Annotated in this window: 17 protein-coding genes and 1 pseudogene; 6 read left to right on the forward strand and 12 right to left on the reverse strand. The window is 61.9% G+C overall.

Going from position 1 to position 21,645, the window contains the following annotated elements:
* Window positions 1-155: 155 nt before the first annotated feature.
* Window positions 156-1,448, forward strand: coding sequence for an APC family permease (locus ABIB48_RS08940; protein ID WP_354212799.1), 1,293 nt, complete (start codon window positions 156-158; stop codon window positions 1,446-1,448).
* Here ABIB48_RS08940 and tsaD read toward each other — a convergent pair.
* The 6 genes from tsaD to ABIB48_RS08970 all read right to left on the reverse strand — a co-directional run bounded on the left by tsaD (window position 1,445) and on the right by ABIB48_RS08970 (window position 6,308).
* On the reverse strand, window positions 1,445-2,536 hold the full coding sequence (tsaD, locus tag ABIB48_RS08945; RefSeq protein ID WP_354212800.1) for a tRNA (adenosine(37)-N6)-threonylcarbamoyltransferase complex transferase subunit TsaD: 1,092 nt from the start codon (window positions 2,534-2,536) through the stop codon (window positions 1,445-1,447). The two genes, ABIB48_RS08940 and tsaD, sit on opposite strands and share 4 nt — an antisense overlap.
* Window positions 2,533-3,075: a ribosomal protein S18-alanine N-acetyltransferase gene (gene rimI, locus ABIB48_RS08950; RefSeq protein ID WP_110105596.1), complete on the reverse strand. Its 543-nt coding sequence runs from the start codon at window positions 3,073-3,075 to the stop codon at window positions 2,533-2,535. Before rimI ends, tsaD begins: the two co-directional genes overlap by 4 nt.
* On the reverse strand, window positions 3,075-3,812 hold the full coding sequence (gene tsaB / locus ABIB48_RS08955; protein ID WP_315915465.1) for a tRNA (adenosine(37)-N6)-threonylcarbamoyltransferase complex dimerization subunit type 1 TsaB: 738 nt from the start codon (window positions 3,810-3,812) through the stop codon (window positions 3,075-3,077). Before tsaB ends, rimI begins: the two co-directional genes overlap by 1 nt.
* A gap of 11 nt (window positions 3,813-3,823) precedes the next feature.
* A complete protein-coding gene (gene tsaE, locus ABIB48_RS08960; RefSeq protein WP_315915464.1) occupies window positions 3,824-4,438 on the reverse strand; it encodes a tRNA (adenosine(37)-N6)-threonylcarbamoyltransferase complex ATPase subunit type 1 TsaE in 615 nt (204 codons plus the stop codon).
* Complete coding sequence (alr, locus tag ABIB48_RS08965; protein WP_354212801.1) at window positions 4,435-5,685, reverse strand: alanine racemase; 1,251 nt, start codon at window positions 5,683-5,685, stop codon at window positions 4,435-4,437. Before alr ends, tsaE begins: the two co-directional genes overlap by 4 nt.
* 95 nt (window positions 5,686-5,780) lie before the next feature.
* Window positions 5,781-6,308 carry a DUF427 domain-containing protein gene (locus ABIB48_RS08970; RefSeq protein WP_502914119.1) on the reverse strand — a complete coding sequence of 176 codons (528 nt, stop codon included), beginning with the start codon at window positions 6,306-6,308 and terminating at the stop codon, window positions 5,781-5,783.
* A 255-nt stretch (window positions 6,309-6,563) separates the two neighbouring features.
* Between ABIB48_RS08970 and mshA the strand changes: the two genes are divergently transcribed.
* The 3 genes from mshA (at window position 6,564) to ABIB48_RS08985 (ending at window position 10,852) form a co-directional block, all read left to right on the forward strand.
* Complete coding sequence (mshA, locus tag ABIB48_RS08975) at window positions 6,564-7,814, forward strand: D-inositol-3-phosphate glycosyltransferase (protein WP_110105591.1); 1,251 nt, start codon at window positions 6,564-6,566, stop codon at window positions 7,812-7,814.
* A gap of 163 nt (window positions 7,815-7,977) precedes the next feature.
* A complete protein-coding gene (locus ABIB48_RS08980) occupies window positions 7,978-9,708 on the forward strand; it encodes a glycoside hydrolase family 13 protein (protein ID WP_354212803.1) in 1,731 nt (576 codons plus the stop codon).
* 184 nt (window positions 9,709-9,892) lie between these two features.
* Window positions 9,893-10,852 (forward strand): DUF559 domain-containing protein, encoded by a 960-nt coding sequence (locus tag ABIB48_RS08985; protein ID WP_315915459.1) that lies wholly within the window; start codon window positions 9,893-9,895, stop codon window positions 10,850-10,852.
* Window positions 10,853-10,993: 141 nt separating this feature from the next.
* On the opposite strand, the gene ABIB48_RS08990 is transcribed toward ABIB48_RS08985, so the two are convergent.
* The 6 genes and pseudogenes from ABIB48_RS08990 to glmS all read right to left on the reverse strand — a co-directional run bounded on the left by ABIB48_RS08990 (window position 10,994) and on the right by glmS (window position 19,458).
* Window positions 10,994-12,073 (reverse strand): inositol-3-phosphate synthase, encoded by a 1,080-nt coding sequence (locus ABIB48_RS08990; RefSeq protein ID WP_110105589.1) that lies wholly within the window; start codon window positions 12,071-12,073, stop codon window positions 10,994-10,996.
* Between the two features lie 244 nt (window positions 12,074-12,317).
* The gene (gene mgrA, locus ABIB48_RS08995) at window positions 12,318-13,355 is read right to left on the reverse strand and encodes an L-glyceraldehyde 3-phosphate reductase (protein ID WP_354212804.1); all 1,038 of its coding nucleotides are present in this window, start codon (window positions 13,353-13,355) and stop codon (window positions 12,318-12,320) included.
* A 37-nt stretch (window positions 13,356-13,392) separates the two neighbouring features.
* Window positions 13,393-15,514: pseudogene (glgX, locus tag ABIB48_RS09000) on the reverse strand (glycogen debranching protein GlgX).
* A 27-nt stretch (window positions 15,515-15,541) separates the two neighbouring features.
* Window positions 15,542-17,107, reverse strand: a complete 1,566-nt coding sequence (locus ABIB48_RS09005) for an NAD(P)H-hydrate dehydratase (protein WP_354212805.1) — start codon at window positions 17,105-17,107, stop codon at window positions 15,542-15,544.
* Between the two features lies 1 nt (window position 17,108).
* Window positions 17,109-17,456 carry a holo-ACP synthase gene (locus ABIB48_RS09010; protein ID WP_110105586.1) on the reverse strand — a complete coding sequence of 116 codons (348 nt, stop codon included), beginning with the start codon at window positions 17,454-17,456 and terminating at the stop codon, window positions 17,109-17,111.
* A gap of 79 nt (window positions 17,457-17,535) precedes the next feature.
* Complete coding sequence (gene glmS, locus ABIB48_RS09015; RefSeq protein WP_354212806.1) at window positions 17,536-19,458, reverse strand: glutamine--fructose-6-phosphate transaminase (isomerizing); 1,923 nt, start codon at window positions 19,456-19,458, stop codon at window positions 17,536-17,538.
* A 141-nt stretch (window positions 19,459-19,599) separates the two neighbouring features.
* Here glmS and coaA point away from each other — a divergent pair, with 141 nt between their 5' ends.
* Window positions 19,600-20,568: a type I pantothenate kinase gene (gene coaA, locus ABIB48_RS09020; protein ID WP_110105584.1), complete on the forward strand. Its 969-nt coding sequence runs from the start codon at window positions 19,600-19,602 to the stop codon at window positions 20,566-20,568.
* On the forward strand, window positions 20,568-21,602 hold the full coding sequence (locus ABIB48_RS09025) for a M15 family metallopeptidase (protein WP_245932096.1): 1,035 nt from the start codon (window positions 20,568-20,570) through the stop codon (window positions 21,600-21,602). Before coaA ends, ABIB48_RS09025 begins: the two co-directional genes overlap by 1 nt.
* Window positions 21,603-21,645: the final 43 nt, after the last annotated feature.

Below are 21,645 nucleotides of genomic sequence, written 5' to 3' on the forward strand. Positions count from 1 at the left end.
TTACATTCGGGGGTTAAAAGCACAACGCTCGGTTAGCAACCACCCACGTGGCTCCATCGTCGGAAGCAGAAACCAACCGAGCGTTCATCCGCTGTTCATTCAGGTGGACTAGCCTTCAGAGTTGACGTATTTGGGCTACGAAGGGAATCAAGCATATGAGCGGCACCCCGGGGCTCTCACGCAGGCTGGGCACCATGGACGCAGTGGTGATTGGGCTGGGTTCGATGATGGGTGCAGGGGTCTTCGCCGCCTTCACACCGGCAGCTCAGGCCGCCGGCTCTGGGCTGCTGATTGGACTCGCAGTGGCCGCTGGCGTTGCCTATTGCAATGCCACCTCATCAGCTCAACTGGCCGCCACCTATCCCACCTCTGGCGGCACCTACATGTACGGGCGCAAACTGCTGGGTCCGTGGCCCGGTTTTCTGGCTGGCTGGGGGTTCGTGATCGGCAAGACCGCCAGCAGTGCAGCCATGGCCATGACGTTTGCCGCCTACGCCGCTCCGCCGGGCTGGGAGCGTCCGGTGGCGATGGCCGCCGTGGCCCTGTTGGTGGCGGTGAATTACCGGGGCATCACCCGTACCGCGGCGCTGGCCCGAATAATTGTGGTGACGGTGCTGGTGGCCTTGGCCATTGCCGTGGCGGCGGTGTGGACAGGCTTGGGTGAGGGCGGTGCCGGGCTGCTGCCCAGCGAAGGCCTGGCCGGCAGCGGACTACTGGCTCACGGCTGGTACGGCATTTTGCAATCGGCTGGGCTGTTGTTCTTCGCCTTTGCCGGATACGCCCGGATAGCCACTCTCGGGGAGGAAGTCAGGGATCCTCGGCGCACTATTCCCCGTGCCATCCTGATCTCCCTGGCCATCGCTGCCGCAATTTACGCCTGCCTTGGAATCACGCTTCTTGTAGCTTTGGGGCCCGACGGCGTGGCCGGCACCTCCGCGCCGCTGGCCGCCGCCGTGGCCGCCGGAAGCTGGGGATGGGCGGCCCCCGTGGTGCAGGTGGGTGCCGCATTGGCATCCTTGGGTGCACTGCTGGCGCTGATTGCCGGTGTGGGCCGCACTACTATGGCGATGGCGCGCGAGGATGACTTGCCGCGCTGGTTGTCAGCAGTGCATCCGAAGTTTCAGGTGCCACACCGCGCCGAGCTGGCCTTGGGTGTAGCCGTGGTGGTGATCATTGCTGTGGCTGATCTGCGCGGCGCCATTGCCTTCTCATCCTTTGGCGTGCTGCTGTACTACCTTGTGGCAAATCTGGCAGCATTCACCCAGACGGGGACGGACCGCCGCTACCCCCGATTCCTGCAGTTACTAGGAGCCGGTGCCTGCGTTTTGCTGGTTGCTACACTGCCTGTCCAGGCGGTGATGGCGGGTCTGGCCATGTTTGCGGTGGGCGCCCTCTACCGCGTGATCCGGCAGCGAACACTTCACCAGCACCGTACAGCTAGAGGCTAGAGGCTGATGGTGGTTACTGGCAAGGAGGAATCGGTAGCGAAGGCTAGATCGCTCGGGGCCACCCCGTTCATGACCAGTTGCGCGCCGAGGGCCGCAACCATGGCCCCGTTGTCGGTACACAGTGACAATGAAGGCACCAGTAGGGTGATGCCTGCGGCTAAGCAGCGCTGCCCTGCGAGTTCGCGCAGCCGCGAATTTGCGGCCACTCCACCACCCAACAACAAGGTGGTGACGCCCTGTTCCCTGCAGGCCAGCACGGCCTTGGCGGTAATGACATCCAGCACAGCTTCCTGGAACGATGCCGCAATGTCAGCCACTGGCACTTCCTCCCCGCGGGCTTCGTAGCCCTCAACACAGCGGGCAACGGCCGTCTTGAGGCCAGAGAAGGAGAAGTCGTAGCGATGTGGGCCTGGAGCCTGGGCCGTGCCCATGTATTTGGGCATGGTCAGCCCGCGTGGGAAACGAATCGCTTTCGCGTTGCCTTCCCGCGCCAACTTATCAATGGCTGGCCCGCCCGGGTAGCTCAGCCCCAACAGCCGGGCCACCTTATCAAAAGCCTCCCCGGCGGCGTCATCAATGGTGGCACCGAGCAGTTGCACATCGGAGGCGATGCTGCGCACCCGCAGGATCTCGGTATGTCCGCCGGAAACCAAAAGGGCGCCAAGATTCTCCGGCAAGGCCCCGCCGTCGTACTGGGCTGCGATGGATTTATCCAGCAGGCCCACACCCACATGCGCCACCAGATGGTTGATGGCGTACAGCGGTTTGCCGGTGGCCAGGGCCAGTGCCTTCGCCGCACTGACGCCCACCATGAGCGCACCGGCCAGGCCGGGCCCGGTCGTGACGGCGATCGCGTCCACCTCCTCGAGGGTGACCCCGGCATCGGAAAGGGCCGCAGCCAAGGTAGGAACAAAGGCGTCCAGATGTGCGCGGGAGGCGATCTCCGGGATGACCCCACCAAAGCGCACGTGCTCATCCATCGAGGAGGAGACCGTGTTGGTGAGCAGTTCCGTGCCACGCACCAGGCCCACGCCGGTCTCGTCACAGGAGGATTCAATACCCAGGATCAGCGGGTTGGCCTGGTTCATGACAGGTCCTTCTCAGTAGTTTTTTCGGTGTGCCCGGAAGCCAGTTGCAGGCGCATAATCAGCCCGTCCGAGCCGTCACGGTAGTACTTGCGCCGCGTGTGAATGTGTTCAAAGCCGTAGCGGGCGTACAGCTTTTGGGCGCGCGGGTTGGTGGAGCTGACCTCCAGCATAATGTCCTCTGCACCACGGCGAACGGCCTCAGCAATCAGCTCATCCAGCATGGCCCGTGCAATGCCACGCCCCTCATATTCGGCCAACACCCCGATGGTTTGGATATCGCCAATGGGCGGCACACACATCAGCCCGGCATAACCGGCGGCCCGCATTTTTTCCCCAGGCACGGCCCCGGATGGCAGCTCCGCGATGATGTACCGCCGGGTTTCTGGCTGGGAAAGTTCCGCCACAAACATCTCCCGCGGCCAGGAATCCACCCCGAACAGCATCTTGTCCAAGGCCGTGATGGCGTCAATATCCGTAGCCACCATGTCCCGCAGAACGGCCGGGGAACTGTCCGGATCCGAACCGGTATTTTTCCTCATCACAGTGCCCGTTTCCGGGGGCCGGGAACCTTGGCGTCGGATTCGCGCAGGTAGAGCGGGGTGGAATCGAGCAGGCCCGCACCCTCCAGCGAACCGGCGGCGGTGATCTTGCGGATAGCGGCCCGGCCCAGTTCCAGCGCTGTGGGCTGGGCGTGGGCGAGGGGCGCATGGACGGTGCAGCGGTTGCCAACCAGGACCTCCTCATAGAGCCCGGCTCCGGCACCAAACACGGGCACGCCGAAAATATCGGCGGCCGGCCCCACATGCGGACCGTCCAGCAAATGAGCACCGGCACTGTACTTGGCCCAATACACTTCCTTGCGCCGGGCATCCGTGGCGATGACAAAATCACCCATCGCCAACGGGCCCAGCGCGCGTCCGGCGCTGTCCTTCTTGGGCGTGTCAAAAACTTGCTGAGCCAGCGCGTCAAGGCTCATCATCCCGTGCAGCGGCACGCCCCAGGTGAAGCTGAGCGTGCGGGCCATGGCGATGCCGGAGCGCAGCCCGGTGAAGGGGCCAGGCCCCGTGCCCACAATGATCGCGTCCAGGGCGGGGCCTTCGCCGACAGGGTCGGTGAACAGGGACTTCACCCCGGGCGCCAGTTCCTCGGCCTGGCTGCGGGTGTCAACCGTGGCAAAGTTCGCCACTAACTCCGCTGTCTTGACCGGGTCCTGCGGGTCAAAGTCGAGGAGGGCGGCGCTGGCAATGGCCGAGGTGTCAATGGTCAGAATTCGCACGTAGTTCTCATCTATTCTGTTGTGGTCATGGGCTGGCCGAGCACGGAGAAGTCAATGCCTTCCCAGCGCGGCCCGATGGCGCTCAAGCGCAAGGTGCGGGGTTCGTCGTCGTCCTCGTCGGCATCGAAACTGCCGGCGAACAGCGCATCAAGGTCCACGCTGGCGTCGTCGGCATCCAACGTTTCCGGTATTCCGGATGCAGCAGCCGTATCCCCGCCCACTGCACGCACGAGTTCAATTTCTAGCCGGCTGGCTGCGAGGTGCTCCACCCTATCCACCCCCCATTCAACTACGGTCACAGAGTCATCCATGGTCCGTTCCAAGTCAATGTCATCGATCTCGCCCGGCGTGGCCAGACGGTACGCGTCCACGTGGACCAAGTCCGGACCGCCGGGGTTGTGACCGTCGGGCCGGTTCGGGTGGATGCGTACCAGGACGAAGGTGGGTGAAATGATGCCTTCCCGCACGCCCAGACTTCGGCCCAGGCCTTGGGTAAACGTGGTTTTCCCTGCTCCGAGTTCGCCGCTGAGGATGATCAAATCACCGGCCTTTAACAGTTTGGCAAGGTGTGCGGCCAGTAGCTGGGTTTGTTCGGGCCCGCTGGTGAGAAATTCCCAGGCATTCACAGGCCCGCCCCTGACTCGGCGATGCTGGCTGTAGCGATCTCTCCGGCTGCAGTCTCATCCGCCCCGCCCACATAGCGCCGTGGCACGCGCGGACTGATACGGGTAATGAGCTCGTAGTTGATGGTCCCGGCTGCTGCCGCCCACTGCTCAACCAGAGGTCCGCCACCGTTCCCGTTGCCAAAAAGCTCGGCAGTAGCTCCGAGTAAAGAGCCCGGAACTGACGCCTCGGCGAAGCGGTCCCAAGCGCCCGAACCCAGATCGATAACCATTTGGTCCATGGCAATACGCCCCACCACGGGGTAGGTCACCCCGTTGACCCGGACCGGCCCACCTGTGGCGATCCGGGGGATGCCATCGGCGTAGCCCAGTGGAATAAGGCCCAAGGTGGTGGGCTCCGCCGTGACGTAATTCAGTCCGTAGGAGATTCCTTGCCCGGCAGGGACGTCCTTGCACGACGCGATCTGGGTGGCCAGCGTCATGGCCGGTTCCAACCCCAGTTGCGCGGAGGTGCGGTCCGGGAACGGGGAGAGTCCGTACACGCCCAGACCCACCCTGACCAGATCGAAGTGTGTGTCGGGGCGGGAGAGAGTGGCCGCAGTATTGGCTATGTGGCGCACCTCAAGCTGCGCACCAGCAGCTTCCAAAATGGCAATGGCGGTGCAAAAGCATTGAAGTTGCTGATCCGTTTCGGGGCGTGCGGGTTCATCGGCAACGGCCAGATGGCTGAACACGCCCACCACGCGCAGCACTCCCTCAGCTTGGTATGCCATGGCCGCGCCAACAAATCCCGGCCAGTTCGCCAACGTGCTGCCGTTACGGCCCAGACCCGTGTCAATCTTTAGGTGAATCCGTGCGGGCCGCCCCAACGTGCGGGCTGCGCCAACAATGTGTTCCAGTTCCCAGCCGGAGCAGCCCAGATCAATGTTTTGTGCAATAGCGGCCGCGAAATCCGTGTCAGGGGTATGCAACCAAGCCAAAATCGGCACGGTCAAGCCGGCGGCACGCAGTGCCAGCGCCTCTGAAACGTGGGCCGTGCCCAGCCACTGCACCCCAGCAGCCACTGCTGTGCGGGCCACTTGGAGGGCGCCGTGTCCGTAGGCGTCGGCCTTGACCACCGCCATGAATTGGGCCGGTGCGCAGGCCTGACGCAGGTGACGAATATTGTTGGCGATCGCGGACAGGTCAATGATGGCTTGCCGTTCCAGACCGTGATTCGGTGCGGGAACTGGCACAACGGATGAGCTCACCCACCCATTTTAGCCCCCCTTGCACCCACACGCTGGGCCACACTGCCGGGCCCGCTGCGCACGCGCGTGAGTCTGGGGCAAACTCTAGAAAGAGCTCACCAGCCGGAGGTGCCTGGCCCGCCCTTGAACGGACCAACTATCTGCGGGGTGATCCAGCCTCCGTAGAAGTCTCCTTCTTGGAAGGTGACCTGTTCGCCGTTTACCTCGCAGGAATCCATGTGGCTGGGGTAGAGGGCCACGCGGGTACACAGAGCCTCGTAGCCCGGGGCAGGCTCCGGGTAGGTCCACCCTGCACGGGGAACGCGGGTTGTGCCGGCGACCACGTCAAAGTAGTGGGCCTCGCCCTTGAACTCACAAAAACTGGTGCCCTCAACGGGAAGGAGCACACCGTCCGGGAACGCCTTCAGCGGCAAGTAGTAGACGGGCGGATGGCTCGTCTCCAGAACACGCACAGCATCGGTGGTATCGGCAATCACCTGACCACCAAGACGCACAACAACACGCTCCGATACCGGTTCGACCCTTGGCGGCCGAGGGTAGCCCCACACCGATTCTTGACCGGCCGTGGGCCTGATCGGTTGGGGACGTCGGACGTGATTGGAGAAACCATGGGCAGCATTCATGCCTCGATGCTGCCATCCTCAGCTGGGATGCTACTGGGAATGCCAGGGAGGTCTTGGTTGCCACGGGTTTAGTGGGCAGGGGCGGTGCGGGCATGCGGTGACTCCCCGGCGTCGGAGGTGTGGCCCTGAACCAGCCCTTCAGCCGTTCTCTCAGCCATGGAGCTCACGGGCGGCACACGGCGCTAGGAACCGCGCGCAGGCAGTGGGAAGATGAGTACAGTATCCACATCCGCCACACACGCCAGAAGGAAGTACATGCATCAGGTTCGCCGCGTCGCGATGCTATCCCTGCACACCTCCCCGCTGGAGCAGCCCGGTGGCGGGGACGCTGGCGGGATGAATGTGTACGTGCGGCATCTGGCGCTTCAGCTGGCAGCAGCAGGGGTGAGCGTGGATATTTACACTCGGCGCACCACGGCCGAACAGCCGGATACCGTGATGCTGGCCCCGCACGTAAGCGTTCACCACATCACGGCCGGCCCGTTCGCCAACGTCTCAAAGGAGACTCTGCCGGAGCTGGTCACAGAGATGGCCGACGCCGTCGCCGATCATGTCACTTCCCTCCCGGGGGAGCCCACCAACGTCATCCATTCACATTATTGGGTTTCGGGAATGGCCGGGATCCTGGTGGCCAAGCGTCTGGACCTGCCGCTGGTTCATACCATGCACACCATGGCACGGGTCAAGAACCATTACCTCCCCCCGGGCCAGAGCGCCGAACCGGGCATCCGTGAGGACGGTGAGCAGCACATTGTGGCTGCGGCCACGCGCCTGGTCGCCAATACTACGGCCGAAGCTGCCGAGCTTGAGCGCCACTACGACGGCTGTGAACAGCGCATTGACATTGTGTCCCCCGGCGTGGACTTAAAGGTTTTCAAACCAGCCTTCCGCGACCGTTCCCGCCAAGAACTGGGGATTGCCCCCGAGCGCTTCCATGTAGTCTTCGCCGGACGCATGCAGCGTTTGAAGGGCCCGCACGTGCTGGTCAAGGCGGCCGCCATCCTGCGTGCTGAGCGTCCGGACATTGAACTGCAGATCTCATTTTTGGGTGCTCGCAGCGGTCATGATAAGTATGATCTTCCCACCATGATTGACGACGCCGGACTCTCCAGTGTTGCTGCCATCCACCCTCCCGTCGGGGCGGCCGAGTTAGCCGATTGGTACCGCAGCGCGGACGTGGTGGCGGTCCCCTCCTCCAGCGAGTCATTTGGCCTGGTTGCGTTGGAGGCCCAGGCCTGTGGCACCCCTGTCATCGCTACGAATGTGGGCGGGCTGCCCCGAGCCGTCAGCGATGGGCGCACAGGGCTACTTATTGAGGGCAGATCACCGAAATTGTGGGCCGATGCCATCGCCTCGCTTCACGACTTCCCCGGTACGCGGGCGGACATGGGCCGGGCTGCCTCCGTGTTCGCCGAGGCGTACGGCTGGGAAAACACTGCCGCACAGACTATCCAAAGCTACGATTTAGCACTAACGTACCAATACCTCACCCCGCCAGGCTGCTAGCTTCCCCCTCACACCTCTCTCATCCCAACCCTCCCGCAGCTTCGGGGTTTGGAGCACACCAGCCTTTGCCTCCTCCCTCATGGATATGGCACCGTTGCTGTTGATCTGCGTTTTCTCCCAGCGCTGGGACATCTCCGTCCGTCATGAGAGGATCCATCAAATAATGACTTTTCCCAATTCACCCGATGCCGCCCCCTTCAGCCCCGATGCCAACTGGTGGCGCCAAGCCGCGGTGTACCAAATTTATCCGCGCAGCTTCGCTGATGCCAACGGTGACGGCATGGGCGATCTGCCCGGTGTCACCGCCCGTATGGGCTACCTTTCGGCATTGGGCATTGACGCGATCTGGCTCAGCCCGTTCTATCCCTCCGCCTTGGCCGATGGCGGCTACGACGTTGATGATTACCGCAACGTCGATCCCCGGCTCGGCTCCTTGGATGACTTTGATGCCATGGTCTCAGCGGCCCATGCCGCGAATATTAAGGTCATAGTAGATGTGGTCCCCAACCATTCCTCCAACCATCACGAATGGTTCAAAGCCGCCCTCGCCGCAGCGCCGGGCTCGCCAGAGCGCGCCCGCTACCAATTCTTTGACGGGTTGGGAGAAAACGGTGAGTTGCCGCCGTCAGACTGGCCTTCCCACTTTGGCGGGCCCGCCTGGACACGGGTGGTGGAGGCCGCCGGCCCCAATGCCGGCCAACTGGGCCAGTGGTACCTGCACTTGTTCGCCACCGAGCAGCCCGATTTCAACTGGGACCACCCGGAGGTGCGTGAGGACTTCCACACCACCTTGCGTTTCTGGGCGGACCGGGGCGTGGACGGCTTCCGTGTGGACGTGGCGCACGGGCTGGCGAAGGATATGTCACTGCCGTTACGGTCCAAACCGGAGCTGGAAATCCTTGTCAGTGACGGCTCTGATCCGCTCTTTGACCGCGACGCCGTGCATGAAATCTTCGAAGGCTGGCGCACAGTACTCAACGAATACACTCCGCCCAAGGCCGCCGTGGCCGAGGCCTGGGTCCCGTTCACGGAGCGTCGCCTGAAGTATGCGCGCCCTACCGAGTTGGGCCAGGCGTTCAACTTTGACCTTCTGCAGGCGCACTTCGACGGTGTTGAATTCCGTGCCATTGCGCAGAAGTGCCTCGTTGAGGCTGCGGCCTCCGGCGCCTCCTCCACCTGGGTGTTCTCCAACCACGACGTCATCCGCCATGCTTCCCGCTACGCCCTGCCGGATGAGAGCACGCTGGCGGATCTGGAATCGTGGTTGATGGCCGACGGCGTCACTCCCGTTACTGATCAGGCGCGCGGTTTGCGCCGGGCCAGGGCCGCGACGCTGTTCATGCTGGGGCTGCCCGGCTCCGCCTACCTGTATCAGGGTGAGGAACTGGGACTGTTCGAGGTGGCAGACCTGCCGCATGACTCGTTGCAAGACCCCACTTGGTTCCGTACGGGCCACCAGGTCAAGGGTCGCGACGGTTGCCGTGTGCCGCTGCCGTGGACGCCCACCGGGGAAAACTTCGGTTTCGGCGGCACGCCGTGGCTGCCACAGCCGGCCGGGTTCGGCGCGCTAGCAGCCAGCGTCCAAGACGGTGTGCCGGGTTCCACGCTGGAAATGTACCGTGCCGCGCTGAAGTTGCGGCGCGAGCTGCAGTGCGAGGAGATCCTGGAATGGCTCAGCGCACCCGAGTCAGAGGTGGTGCACTACCGCCGGCCCAACGGCTGGGAGGTGCTCACCAACTTTGCCTCGGTGCCCGCAGTGTTGCCGCCCGGCGTCGAGCCTGCCAGGGTTGCGATCAGTTCCGGCGAGTCGGTAGTAGCGGATGAAGGTGCTACTGGCGCGGGAATTTCGGCGGGAATAATCCCGGCAGAAACCACCCTATGGCTCGCCCCCTAACCCTCCACCCACCGACGCTATCCCACCAATGGTGCATTTCTCCTGGACGCTCTCCCACCAATGGGTGGTTTTAGCGGGACGCTCTCCCACTTCTGTTTGGCATCTTTTACTCGCCAACCAGAAGTGGGAGAGCGCCTGTGGATAACTTTGCACGCAGGTTCCGTTTCAAGACCACAATATATTCATGGAGCCTCAACCAGCACCCCTCATCCCTGAGCGCCCATTCACTGTTGGTGAGGCGCAGTCCCGAGGTCTGCCCCGGCAGCGGCTGCGCGGCAAGGAAGTGGAAGGCGTCAGTTACGGCATCTACCGTCCAGCTGGCTGGAATTTCGAGTTGAAGGAAGCGGCACGGGCCCTGTGCGCAGCCTCGCCAGGCGCGTGGATCTCCCATTCGACGGCGGCACGGTTGCATCAGCTCATCTTGCCGCCCTGGCTTGGCGACTCCAACGACCTGCACATCAGCCGCCCACGGCATACTTCAGGGGTTCGGCGCAGGGGCATCCATGCGCACAAGATGACGGCATTTCCTGACGAAACCGAGCTCGACGGAGAACTGCGCCTTAGCACCCGAGCCCGCACTTGGCTGGACATGGCGCGGGTGCTCTCGCTAGCGGATTTAGTGTGCATGGGCGACCAGCTCGTGCGCATTCCCCGAGCCATATTTGAGGACCGTGAGGAGCCCTACGCCACCCTTGCATCCTTGCGGGCCATACTTGATAGGCACCGAAACTTGCAAGGAATTGTCCGCGCAAGGGATGCACTCGAGCTGGTGCGGGTGGGCTCCGATTCCGGCCCTGAAACACTTTTGCGGTTGGCCATGATCAACGCCGGACTGCCCGAACCCGATCTGCAGATCAAGCTCTGGGACCGCGATGACGCACCCTCTGCCGATGCCGGCTATCGTGATCGTCGCATTGCCTTACAGTATGACGGCGCCCATCACCTTGATGAGGTCCAGCGCCACAGCGACAGGCGGCGGGACAGAGCTTTCAGAGACGCTGGTTGGACAGTCCTGGTGTTCACACAGGAGGATGTGGCCGATGGGTTTGAATCCGCAACGGTCCTTATCAAGCGTGCTTTGCGGACCGCTTGGACTGACCCCTCCATCGAATCCGGATTTTCCTCGGGCCAGCGCAAAGCCTAGCTACGCGGCATACAGACACCCTGAGCTGATCCCAAAACAGAACGCCCCCTCACAATGAGAGAGCGTTCTGTTTTATCCAACTATTGGTGGGATAGCGTCTAGAAAAAAAACACCAAAGGTGAGATAGCGTCGGTAGTGGGGCTAGATTTCGCCTCGGATGAAGGCTTCTACCTTTTCGTGGGCGATGTCGTCGGCGTACTGCTCCGGCGGGGACTTCATGAAGTAGCTCGAAGCCGAGAGGATCGGTCCGCCAATGCCGCGGTCCAGAGCGATCTTGGCTGCACGGATAGCGTCGATGATGACACCGGCCGAGTTGGGAGAGTCCCACACTTCAAGCTTGTACTCCAAGGAAACCGGGGCGTCACCGAAGTTGCGGCCTTCGAGACGGACAAAAGCCCACTTGCGGTCATCGAGCCACGCTACGTAGTCCGACGGCCCAATGTGGACGTCGTCTTCACTGAGCACAGCCGAGGTGTTGGAGGTGACAGCTTGGGTCTTGGAGATCTTCTTGGACTCAAGGCGCTCACGCTCAAGCATGTTCTTGAAGTCCATGTTGCCGCCAACGTTGAGCTGGTAGGTGCGGTCCAGAACCACGCCGCGGTCTTCGAAGAGCTTAGCCATGACACGGTGCGTGATGGTTGCACCAATCTGGGACTTGATGTCATCGCCAACAATCGGCACACCGGCTGCAGTGAACTTGTCGGCCCACTCCTTGGTACCTGCAATGAACACGGGCAGGGCATTGACAAAAGCTACGCCAGCGTCAATGGCGCACTGTGCATAAAATTTGGCGGCAGCATCAGAGCCAACCGGCAAGTAGCAAACCAAAACGTCAACCTTGGAGGCCTTCAGCTCGGCCACCACGTCAACCGCTTCGGCGTCAGATTCAACGATCGTTTCGCGGTAGTACTTACCCAGACCATCAAGAGTGGTCCCGCGCAGGACAGGAACGTCCAGGTGGGGGACATCGGCAATCTTGATGGTGTTGTTCTCACTGGCACCAATGGCCTCAGAGAGATCCAGACCGACTTTTTTGCTGTCAACGTCAAATGCTGCCACGAAATGCACGTCATTGACGTGGTACTGGCCGAACTCAACGTGCATCAGGCCCGGAACCTTCACACTGGCATCAGCGTTCTGGTAGTACTGGACACCCTGCACCAAGGACGCGGCACAGTTGCCGACGCCTACGATGGCAACCCGAATAGGATGATTGGACACGGAACTCCTTCATAAAAACTCAAACGGGCCCGGCTGTCACTTCTTGCGGTGAGGGGTCGACGCACGTCTTCACGGTTGACATAAAGACACGACGCACGGCTGTTTCGACCGGACCTGGCGCCCCAACGGCGCCCTTAACCATACTAGTCAACACTTGTTGCCCCGATTTTGTTCCCTCGGGGCAACAATGTCTCGTTGATTTGTCACACAAGCATGCCTTCGCCAGGAAAGCGTGCTGATTTTGCTACTTCTGCGCCCACCTGTTGATATCAGATTCGACGGCGAACTCATCGATCGCTGCCAGCTCCTCGTCAGTGAAGTCAAGGTTGTTAACGGCGGCAACGGTGTTTTCCAACTGCTTGACACTGGAAGCGCCCACCAGCGCCGAGGTGACCGAACTGCCCTTGCTTTGTTCGCGCAGAATCCAGGCAATGGCCATCTGCGCCAGCGACTGATCCCGCCCGGCAGCAATATCATTGAGTCCGCGCACTCTGGCCATTTTTTCTTCCGTCAGGTCATTGTGAGAGAGGAAGTGCTCCTTGGCGGCGCGTGAATCTGCCGGCACACCCAGGAGGTATCTATCCGTCAACATGCCCTGGGCCAGAGGCGAGAAGGCAATGGAGCCGGCCCCCACGGACTCGAGCGCTTCATAGAGGTTCGGCTCGCCGTTCTCCGTCCAACGGTTCAGCATCGAGTAGGAGGGCTGGTGAATGAGCAGCGGGGTGCCCATTTCCTTCAGGATCCGGGCAGCTTCGAGAGTCTGCGCCGGGGTGTAAGACGAAATGCCTGCATACAGTGCCTTGCCCGAACGCACGGCGTAATCAAGGGCGCCCATGGTTTCTTCCATGGGGGTGTCCGGGTCGGGGCGGTGGCTGTAGAAGATGTCCACGTAGTCAAGGCCCATCCGCGAGAGCGACTGATCCAGGCTGGAGAGCAGGGACTTGCGTGAGCCCCATTCCCCGTACGGGCCCGGCCACATGAGATAGCCGGCCTTGGTGGAGATGACCAATTCGTCGCGGTACGCGCCCAGACCCTCCTTCAGGTGGCGGCCAAAGTTCGTCTCGGCACTGCCCGCCGGCGGACCATAGTTGTTGGCCAGGTCAAAGTGGTTGACACCCAGGTCAAAGGCGCGGCGCAGGATATCGCGCTGCTCCTGGAACGGCTTGTCGTCGCCAAAATTGTGCCACAGGCCCAAGGAGATGGCGGGCAATTTCAGCCCACTGCGCCCAACTCGGCGGTAGGGCATGGATTCATAACGGTTTTCCTCGGCGTGATAAGTCATACCAGCAATCTTGCCACGCCTTGGATGTGATCTGCAGCTAGTCCCGATCCGGGGCGCGCAGTACCAGCACCGAGCGACCGGTGACAAGAACGACGGCGCCCGCCGAAAGTTGGTGCCCCACCACCCCATCCGTATGGATTTCCACTATCCAGTGCATGGCGTAGCCCTGATCCGGGAGGGTGAACTCCACCGCGTCATCACCGCCGTTGAACAGCATCAAGAAACAGTCATCAACTACGGGTTGGCCCCGGGCACCGCAGTCCGGGATGCCGCCCCCGTTGAGGAAAACCCCAATGCTGTGGCCGAATCCGCTGTCCCAATCCGCAGGCGCCATGGCTGCTGCGTCGGGGCGCAACCACACAATGTCCGGCAGTGCGCCGTCGTCCCCACGTTCCACAGGGCGCCCATCAAAGAACCGGCGACGCCGGAACACGGGGTGCGCTTGCCGTATCCTTGCCAGCCGGGAGACAAAGTCAATCAACTCGGCATCGGCCTGGTCCCAATTGATCCAAGAAAGCGCCGAGTCCTGGGCGTAGGCGTTGTTGTTCCCGTTCTGGGTCCGGCCCAGCTCATCGCCGTGCGCGATCATGGACACGCCTTGGGAGAGCAGCAACGTGGTCAGAAAGTTCCTCTGTGTCCGTGCCCGGAGCGCCAGCACGGCGGTATCGCTGGTGGGGCCCTCCACCCCGTGGTTCCAGGAACGGTTATCGGATTCGCCGTCACGGTTCTCTTCTCCGTTGGCGTCGTTGTGTTTGTCGTTGTAGCTGACCAGATCGGCCAGGGTGAAGCCGTCATGGGCCGTGACGAAGTTGATGGAGGCCACGGGGCTGCGCCCGGAATGTCCATACAGATCTGAGGAGCCCGTCAGCCGGGAAGCAAACTCGCCCAGAGTTGATGGCTCGCCGCGCCAAAAGTCCCGGACCGTATCCCGGAATTTGCCGTTCCACTCACTCCATTGTGGCGGGAAGTTGCCCACCTGGTACCCGCCGGGGCCAAGATCCCACGGCTCAGCAATGAGTTTCACACGCGAAATGACAGGATCCTGCTGGACCATCTCAAAGAATGAGGAGAGTTTGTCTACATCATAAAATTCCCGGGCCAAGGTGGCGGCAAGGTCAAAACGGAACCCGTCAACATGCATTTCGGTAACCCAATACCGCAACGAATCCATGATGAGTTGGAGTGAGTGGGGAGAGCGGACATTGAGCGAATTTCCCGTGCCCGTGTAGTCCAGGTAATGCTCCTTGTCCCCTTCCATCAACCGGTAGTAAGCATCATTGTCAATGCCACGGAAGGACAATGTGGGGCCCAGATGGTTACCCTCCGCAGTGTGGTTGTACACAACATCGAGGATGACTTCCAGGCCGTTGCGGTGCAGTTCCTTGACCATGGACTTGAACTCGCGCACTTGTTCGCACGGGTCGGCACTGGTGGCGTATTCGTTGTGTGGGGCGAAGAAACCAATCGTGTTGTAGCCCCAATAGTTGCGCAAGCCTTGGCCCAGCAGCCGCTCATCCTGCGCAAATTGGTGCACCGGCATGAGTTCGACGGCACTCACACCCACCCTTTTCAGGTGGGCCACCACGGAGGGGGTGAGCCACCCCCGCGTAACGTCCACGCTGGTGCTCAGGAACATCGGGGTGCAGCGCGGTGAGTCCCTTGACGTGGGCCTCGTAAATGACCGTCTCGTGGTACGGGGTTCCCGGGCTCCTATCAGTGCTGCCGTCCGGGTAGCTCCAGTCAAAAGAATCGTCCACCACCACGCTGCATAACGTGTGGGCTGCCGAATCCTCATCATTTCGTCTTTGCGGTTCCCCGAGTTGATAGCCGAAGACTTCTTGACCCCAATCAATGCCGCCGGCTATCCCCCGGGCGTAGGGGTCCAACAGGAGTTTGGCGGCGTTGAAACGCAAGCCGTTAGCCGGGCCCCAGGGGCCGTCAACACGGTAGCCATAGTGCTGGCCGGAGACTACGCCGGGCACGTAGCCATGCCACACATACCCGTCTGTTTCCGTCAGTTCCAGCGTGGTCCGTGTGCCGTCCGAGTTGAATAAGCACAGTGTCACCGCCTGTGCACCCTCGCTGTACAAGGCAAAGTTTGTGCCTTCCGCGTCCGCATGGGCACCCAACGGGTGAACCAGGCCCGGCCAAATTTCCATGGTTCTCCTTCCAAACGCGGGGGTCAACTAAGAGCCTTTATGGCACAACTGTGCCCAAACGGAGGGGATTCGCTGCGCCAGCTCTCCGGCATTGAGCGGAGCAGTGGGGTTCAGGCTTGCCAGCTCGCCGTGAAGCGCGGCTGCGAGCGCCGCAATACGGGCAAGTTCACGGGGCTCCGCCGCACTGCGCGGGCCTTCTGGGGCAGGAATGTCCAAGGTTCGAATAGCTGGGGCCTGAACCAGCATGGCCAGCAGTGCCACGATGATCCCGGCAAGGGTGTCTCCGCTACCGGCCGTAGCAAGCCGGGCCGAACCGTTGGCCGCAGTGAACACCAGCCCGTCAGGCGCTGCGATGAGCGTGGTGGGCCCTTTCAACAAGACCACAGCGCCGAACACTTCAGCTGCCCGGCGTGCCGCAGTGAGCGGCTCCGCCTCTATCTGGGTGCGGTCCAGGTCCAGATTGGCCCGGGCCAGGATTTCTGCCAGTTCACCCGCATGCGGGGTGAGTATCAAGTGCGCGTTCTCAGTTCCCTGCGCGGGGTTCACCAGCGCCAGCGCGCCGGCGTCCACCACAGTGGGCAGCCCCGAGGCGATGGCGCTGAGCGCCCGCTCACGCTGTGCGTCATCGCCGTTGATCCCTGGCCCCACCAGCCAGGCCTGCACCCGTGCTTCCCCCGGCGAAGCATCCGAACATACCACTTCGGGATTACGCAGATGGACGGCGGCGGCAACCGCGGCCGGTCCCAGATAACGCACCATGCCGGGCCCACAGGCCGAAGCCGCCGCCACCGCCAGCAATCCGGCCCCGGGATATTGGCTTGATCCGGCCACAATCCCGGCCACACCTCGGGTGTATTTGTGATCGGCACTCTTGGGCTGTGGCAGCATGGCGGCCAGCTCTGAAATCTCTAGCCGGAACAGTGCCGCGTCTGCCAGCGCCTCCGTGATCCCTAGGTCAATGAGCTTTACGGTGCCGGCGAATTGTTCACCCGGGGCACTTAGCAGCCCGGCCTTGTGGGCGCCAAAAGTAATGGTCAGGTCCGCCCGCAGCACGGGCCCATGAACGGCCCCTGTGGTGGCGTCCACGCCGCTGGGCAGATCGCAGGCCACCACTGCAGGCCGGGCGGAGCCTTCCAACTCTTGCAGTCTTGCCACAATCCCGGCTGCTGCACCACGGAGCCCACCTCTCCCACCGGTGCCCAGCAACCCGTCAACCACCACATCGGCCGCACTGACTTCGGCCCACAGTGCCGGTTGGGCCGCGTCCACTTCCGCAATACAACGTCCTCCTGCGCCGAGAAAAGCAGTTAGTGCCTCCGGATGGGTCCGCGCACCGGCGAGCAACGCCGCCGTGCGTACACCGCGGGCCGCCAGCAAGGCACCCGCGTAGAGGGCGTCGCCGCCATTGTTACCCGAGCCAATCAGCAATACGGCCCGGGCCCCATAAACACCGCGTCCGCGTGCCCGCAGCATTGCCACCACGCCCATGGCCAGCCCATGCGCTGCCTGGCGCATCAGCGAAGCTCCGCACCCTGCCTCTAGAAACGGCTGCTCGGCGGCGCGGACGGAGGCGGCTGTGTGGGCGCTGAGCATGTCAGCTTTCGGCAATCACCAGGGCAGTGGAAATCCCGCCGTCGTGGCTCATGGAAAGGTGCCAGTGCTTGATGCCCTTGGATTTGGCCACGGCAGCCACGGTGCCCTTGACATTGATGGTGGGCCCGTGCTCATCCAACCCAATCCAGCAATCCTGCCAGTTCATACCCGCGGGCGCGCCCAAGGCCTTGGCAACGGACTCCTTGGCGGCAAACCGCGCAGCCAGCGAACGCGTGTTCAGACCGCGCTCGGCCGGCACAAAGAGGCGCTCTCGGAGCCCGGGAGTCCGCTCCAGCTGGCGGCCGAATCGTTCAATGTCAACAACATCCACACCAATGCCAATAATCATGGCTCCACCTTATCTCCAGTAGCTGCCGCGGTCAGTAATCTCACCGCAGCTCGCGGGCCGCGGCGAGCGGCGGGTCACATTATTCCACGGTGACGGACTTGGCCAGGTTGCGGGGCTGATCCACGTCATAGCCCTTGGCCGTGGCCAGTTCCAGCGCAAAGATCTGCAGCGGTACCGTTGCCAGAAGAGGGGCTAGGAGCGTGCTTGTCTCGGGAATGTAGAACACATGCTCTGCGTGCTCCCGCACGGATTCATCGCCTTCTTCGGCGATCACAATGGTCTTGGCGCCGCGCGCCCGTACCTCTTGGATGTTGGAGACCACTTTGGCGTGGAGCGAATCACGCCCCCGCGGCGAAGGAACCACCACAATGACGGGCTGGCCTTCTTCAATGAGTGCGATGGGCCCGTGCTTCAACTCCCCCGCGGCAAAACCTTCAGCATGGATGTAGGCCAGCTCCTTGAGCTTTAAGGCCCCTTCCATGGCTACCGGATAGCCCACGTGCCTGCCCAGGAAGAGCACGGTGCGGGTCTCGGCCATGCTGCGGGCAAGTTCCTTGACCTGCTCTGCGTTCTCCAGAACGCGCGCTATCTTTGCGGGGGTCTTGGCCAGTTCGGCCAGAATGTCCTTGATTTGGCCTTGGAACAAGTTTCCGCGCAGCTGTGCCAAATAAAGTCCCAGCAGATAGGTGGCCGTAATTTGGGCCAGGAACGCCTTGGTGGAGGCCACGGCAATCTCCGGCCCCGCATGCGTGTATAGCACCGCGTCTGATTCGCGGGGAATCGTGGAACCATTGGTGTTACAGATCGAGACCGTAACGGCGCCTTGCTCCTTGGCATAGCGAACAGCCATCAAGGTGTCCATGGTTTCCCCGGATTGGGAAATAGAGACCACAAGGGTGCGTTCATCCACAATGGGATCCCGGTACCTGAATTCGTGAGAGAGCTCCACCTCGGTGGGGATCCTGCACCAGTGCTCAATGGCGTACCGGGCTACCTGTCCGGCATAGGCGGAGGTGCCGCAAGCAAGCACAATGATTCGGTTGATGGACTTGAGAACTGACGGGTCAACCCGCAATTCATCGAGTGTTAGGACACCCTCGCCGTTGGTCCGGCCCAGCAGGGTTTGGGCGACGGCGTCGGGCTGGTCATTGATTTCCTTCTCCATAAAGGAGGGATACCCGCCCTTTTCAGCAGCTGCCGAATCCCAGTCCACCAAGTATTCACGGCCCTGCGCCGGGGTACCGTAAAAATCAGTGATCTCCACGGACGTGCCGGTGATGCTGACAACCTGGTTTTGTCCCAGCTCAACAGCCCGCCGGGTGTAGTCAATGAATCCCGAAACGTCCGAGCCCAGGAAGTTCTCCCCATCACCCAACCCCACTACCAAAGGAGAGTTGCGGCGGGCGGCCACCACTACGCCAGGTTCCGCCACATGCGTGGCCACCAAGGTGAAAGCGCCGTCGAGTTGCTGCCCCACAAGCCGCATGGCCGAGGCGAGCCTGCCACCGCCGGCCACTGGACCATCCGCGGCGCCGCCATCCGCGCCCAGGCTGGCGTAGATTTCGCCCAGCAAGGTGGCGGCAACTTCGCTGTCGGTCTCGGAAGCGAAACTGTGCCCGCGTTCCAGTAAGTCAGCTTTGAGTCCTGAGTAGTTTTCAATAATCCCGTTGTGCACCACGGCCAAGCTGCCGCCGCCAACCACATGGGGATGGGCATTGGCATCGGTGGGACCGCCGTGTGTAGCCCAGCGGGTATGCCCGATCCCGGCCGTTGCGGCGGGGAGCGGGTGCAGTGCCAGCTCTTCCAAGAGTTTGACAAGTTTTCCGCTCTTCTTGCGCATGGCGATGCCATCAGCGCCAACCACCGCAATACCAGCGGAGTCGTAACCCCGGTATTCAAGCCGCCTTAGTCCCTCCACAATTACCTCAAGAGCGCGTTGCCCAGCTGATGCTGCAGTACTTTGAGCCGGGGCGGTACCGGCGTATCCCACAATTCCACACATGAAAATCAATCATAAACCCCTCGGAATTTAGAGGACGTTCTACGTCCTCTGGCATAAGTGTCATGAAAAACCATCACCAACCCAGAAGTGTTCTACCACTCTCGTTTCCCACCTCACAGCAAACAAGGCAGAATTGCAGGTGTGACAGCGCAGAGAACCGAGCCGAGCAATAGCGTCAGCGCCTCCCCTTTCGTGGAACTGGACCGCCAGACGTGGTCCCGTCTTGCCAACAAGATTGAGCAACCTCTGGATGAATCCGACATCCAGCGCCTGCGTGGGCTCGGCGACCAGCTAAACCTGCGCGAGATCCACGATGTGTATTTGCCGCTCTCGCGCCTGTTGAACCTCTACGTGGGCGCTGCAGGTCACTTGCACAACGCCACCACTACATTCCTGGGTGAACACGGCTCCCGTACCCCCTTTGTCATTGGTGTGGCCGGTTCCGTGGCTGTGGGCAAATCCACCACGGCACGGGTACTTCGTGAAATGCTGCGCCGCTGGCCGGATACCCCCAATGTGGAACTTGTCACAACAGACGGCTTCCTCTATCCCAACTCCGAATTGGAACGCCGCGGGCTCATGGGCCGCAAAGGCTTCCCTGAGTCCTATGACCGCCGGGCACTGCTGCGATTCGTCAGCGCCGTCAAGAGCGGCGCCGAGGAAGTCCGCGCTCCCATGTACTCCCACCTCAGCTATGACATTATCCCCGGCAAAGAAGTAGTGGTCCGGCGCCCTGATGTGCTCATTGTGGAAGGGCTAAATGTGCTCGCCGCTGCCCGCCCCCGCAGCGATGGACGCTCCGGTCTGGCCGTAAGCGATTTTTTCGACTTTTCGATCTATGTGGACGCCAAGACCAGCCACATTGAGCAGTGGTACATTGACCGTTTCCGTTCCCTGCGCAGCGGCGCATTCGCCGATCCTGATTCCTACTTCCGCCGCTATGCAGCCCTTTCCGATGTTGAGGCGACAGCCACGGCATCGCGCATCTGGAAGAGCATCAACGAACCGAACCTACTGCAGAATGTGCTGCCCACACGCGGCCGCGCCCAGTTAGTACTCACCAAGGACTCCGATCACTCCATCCGCCGCATGCTTTTGAGGAAGGTCTAGTGCCGGTTGTGGGATTCCACCAGACACGGCACCCTCGGCAAACTCTAGGTGCGCGTCTGCACCGTGAATTGTCCTGGCCGCGCCCTGGTGGCGTGCTCCTCTCCCTGGTTGGGGCCACCCTGGTCCTGGTCGGTGCGCTGGCCCTGGACGCCTCCACAGACTCAGCCGGGCCCTCCGGCGCCGCTCCAGCATCCGCACGTTCGGGCACCGACGCCTCACAGGTGCTTTCCTCACCCACAGCTTCGGCCACTCCCACCCATGATCCTGCTCCATCGGCAAAGCAGAAACCGCTATCCGCATCAGGAAGCTCCGCGTCCCCCATAGCCCCAGCTACTACCCCAGCGCAGACTCTTGTCAAAGGCGCAGCATCAGGCTCGCCCATCCAAAAGTTGTTCGCCACCGGATCTGAGGTTCCATCAGATAAGAAACTGTTGGATATATTCAATCCCAACAGTTCTTTGGTGCTCGTCAATAAAACGCACCAGCTCAGCCCGCTGAAGTATGCACCAAAAGATCTGAGAGCCCCGGCCGTAGCCACAGGCTCACAAGAGCCCGGCGCACTCCGGGCGGAGGCCGCCGCTGCTGCAGAACGGATGTTCACCGCAGCAGCCGCTCAAGGCGTGAACTTGACCCTGATGAGCAGCTACCGCTCCTATGACACACAGTTCAACCTCTACAACAGCTATGTGGCCAAAAAAGGAGCCGCAGCCGCTGATACCACCTCGGCCCGCCCCGGCTTCTCGGAGCACCAAACCGGGTTGGCCATTGACATAGGCGACGCCGCTGCAGGGTCAGCATGTGATTTCACCTCATGTTTCGCTGGAAATCCAGCAGCGCAGTGGGTTGCCGCGCACGCTCATGACCATGGCTTCGTGGTCCGCTATGTCCCCGGCGCGGAACTGAAGACTGGCTACTTGGCTGAACCATGGCATCTGCGCTACCTCGGCGTTGGAGCTGCCCAAGACATGAAGGTTCGGGGCATCGCAAGCTATGAGGAATATCTTGGGCTTCCCGGCTCACCCGGCTACAAATAGCGCTACAAATATATTTCTCGCCGAATCCATACAGAATGCCCGC

It is taken from the genome of Arthrobacter sp. UYCu511 (genome assembly GCF_040547105.1).
GTDB classification, from domain to species: domain Bacteria; phylum Actinomycetota; class Actinomycetes; order Actinomycetales; family Micrococcaceae; genus Specibacter; species Specibacter psychrochitiniphilus.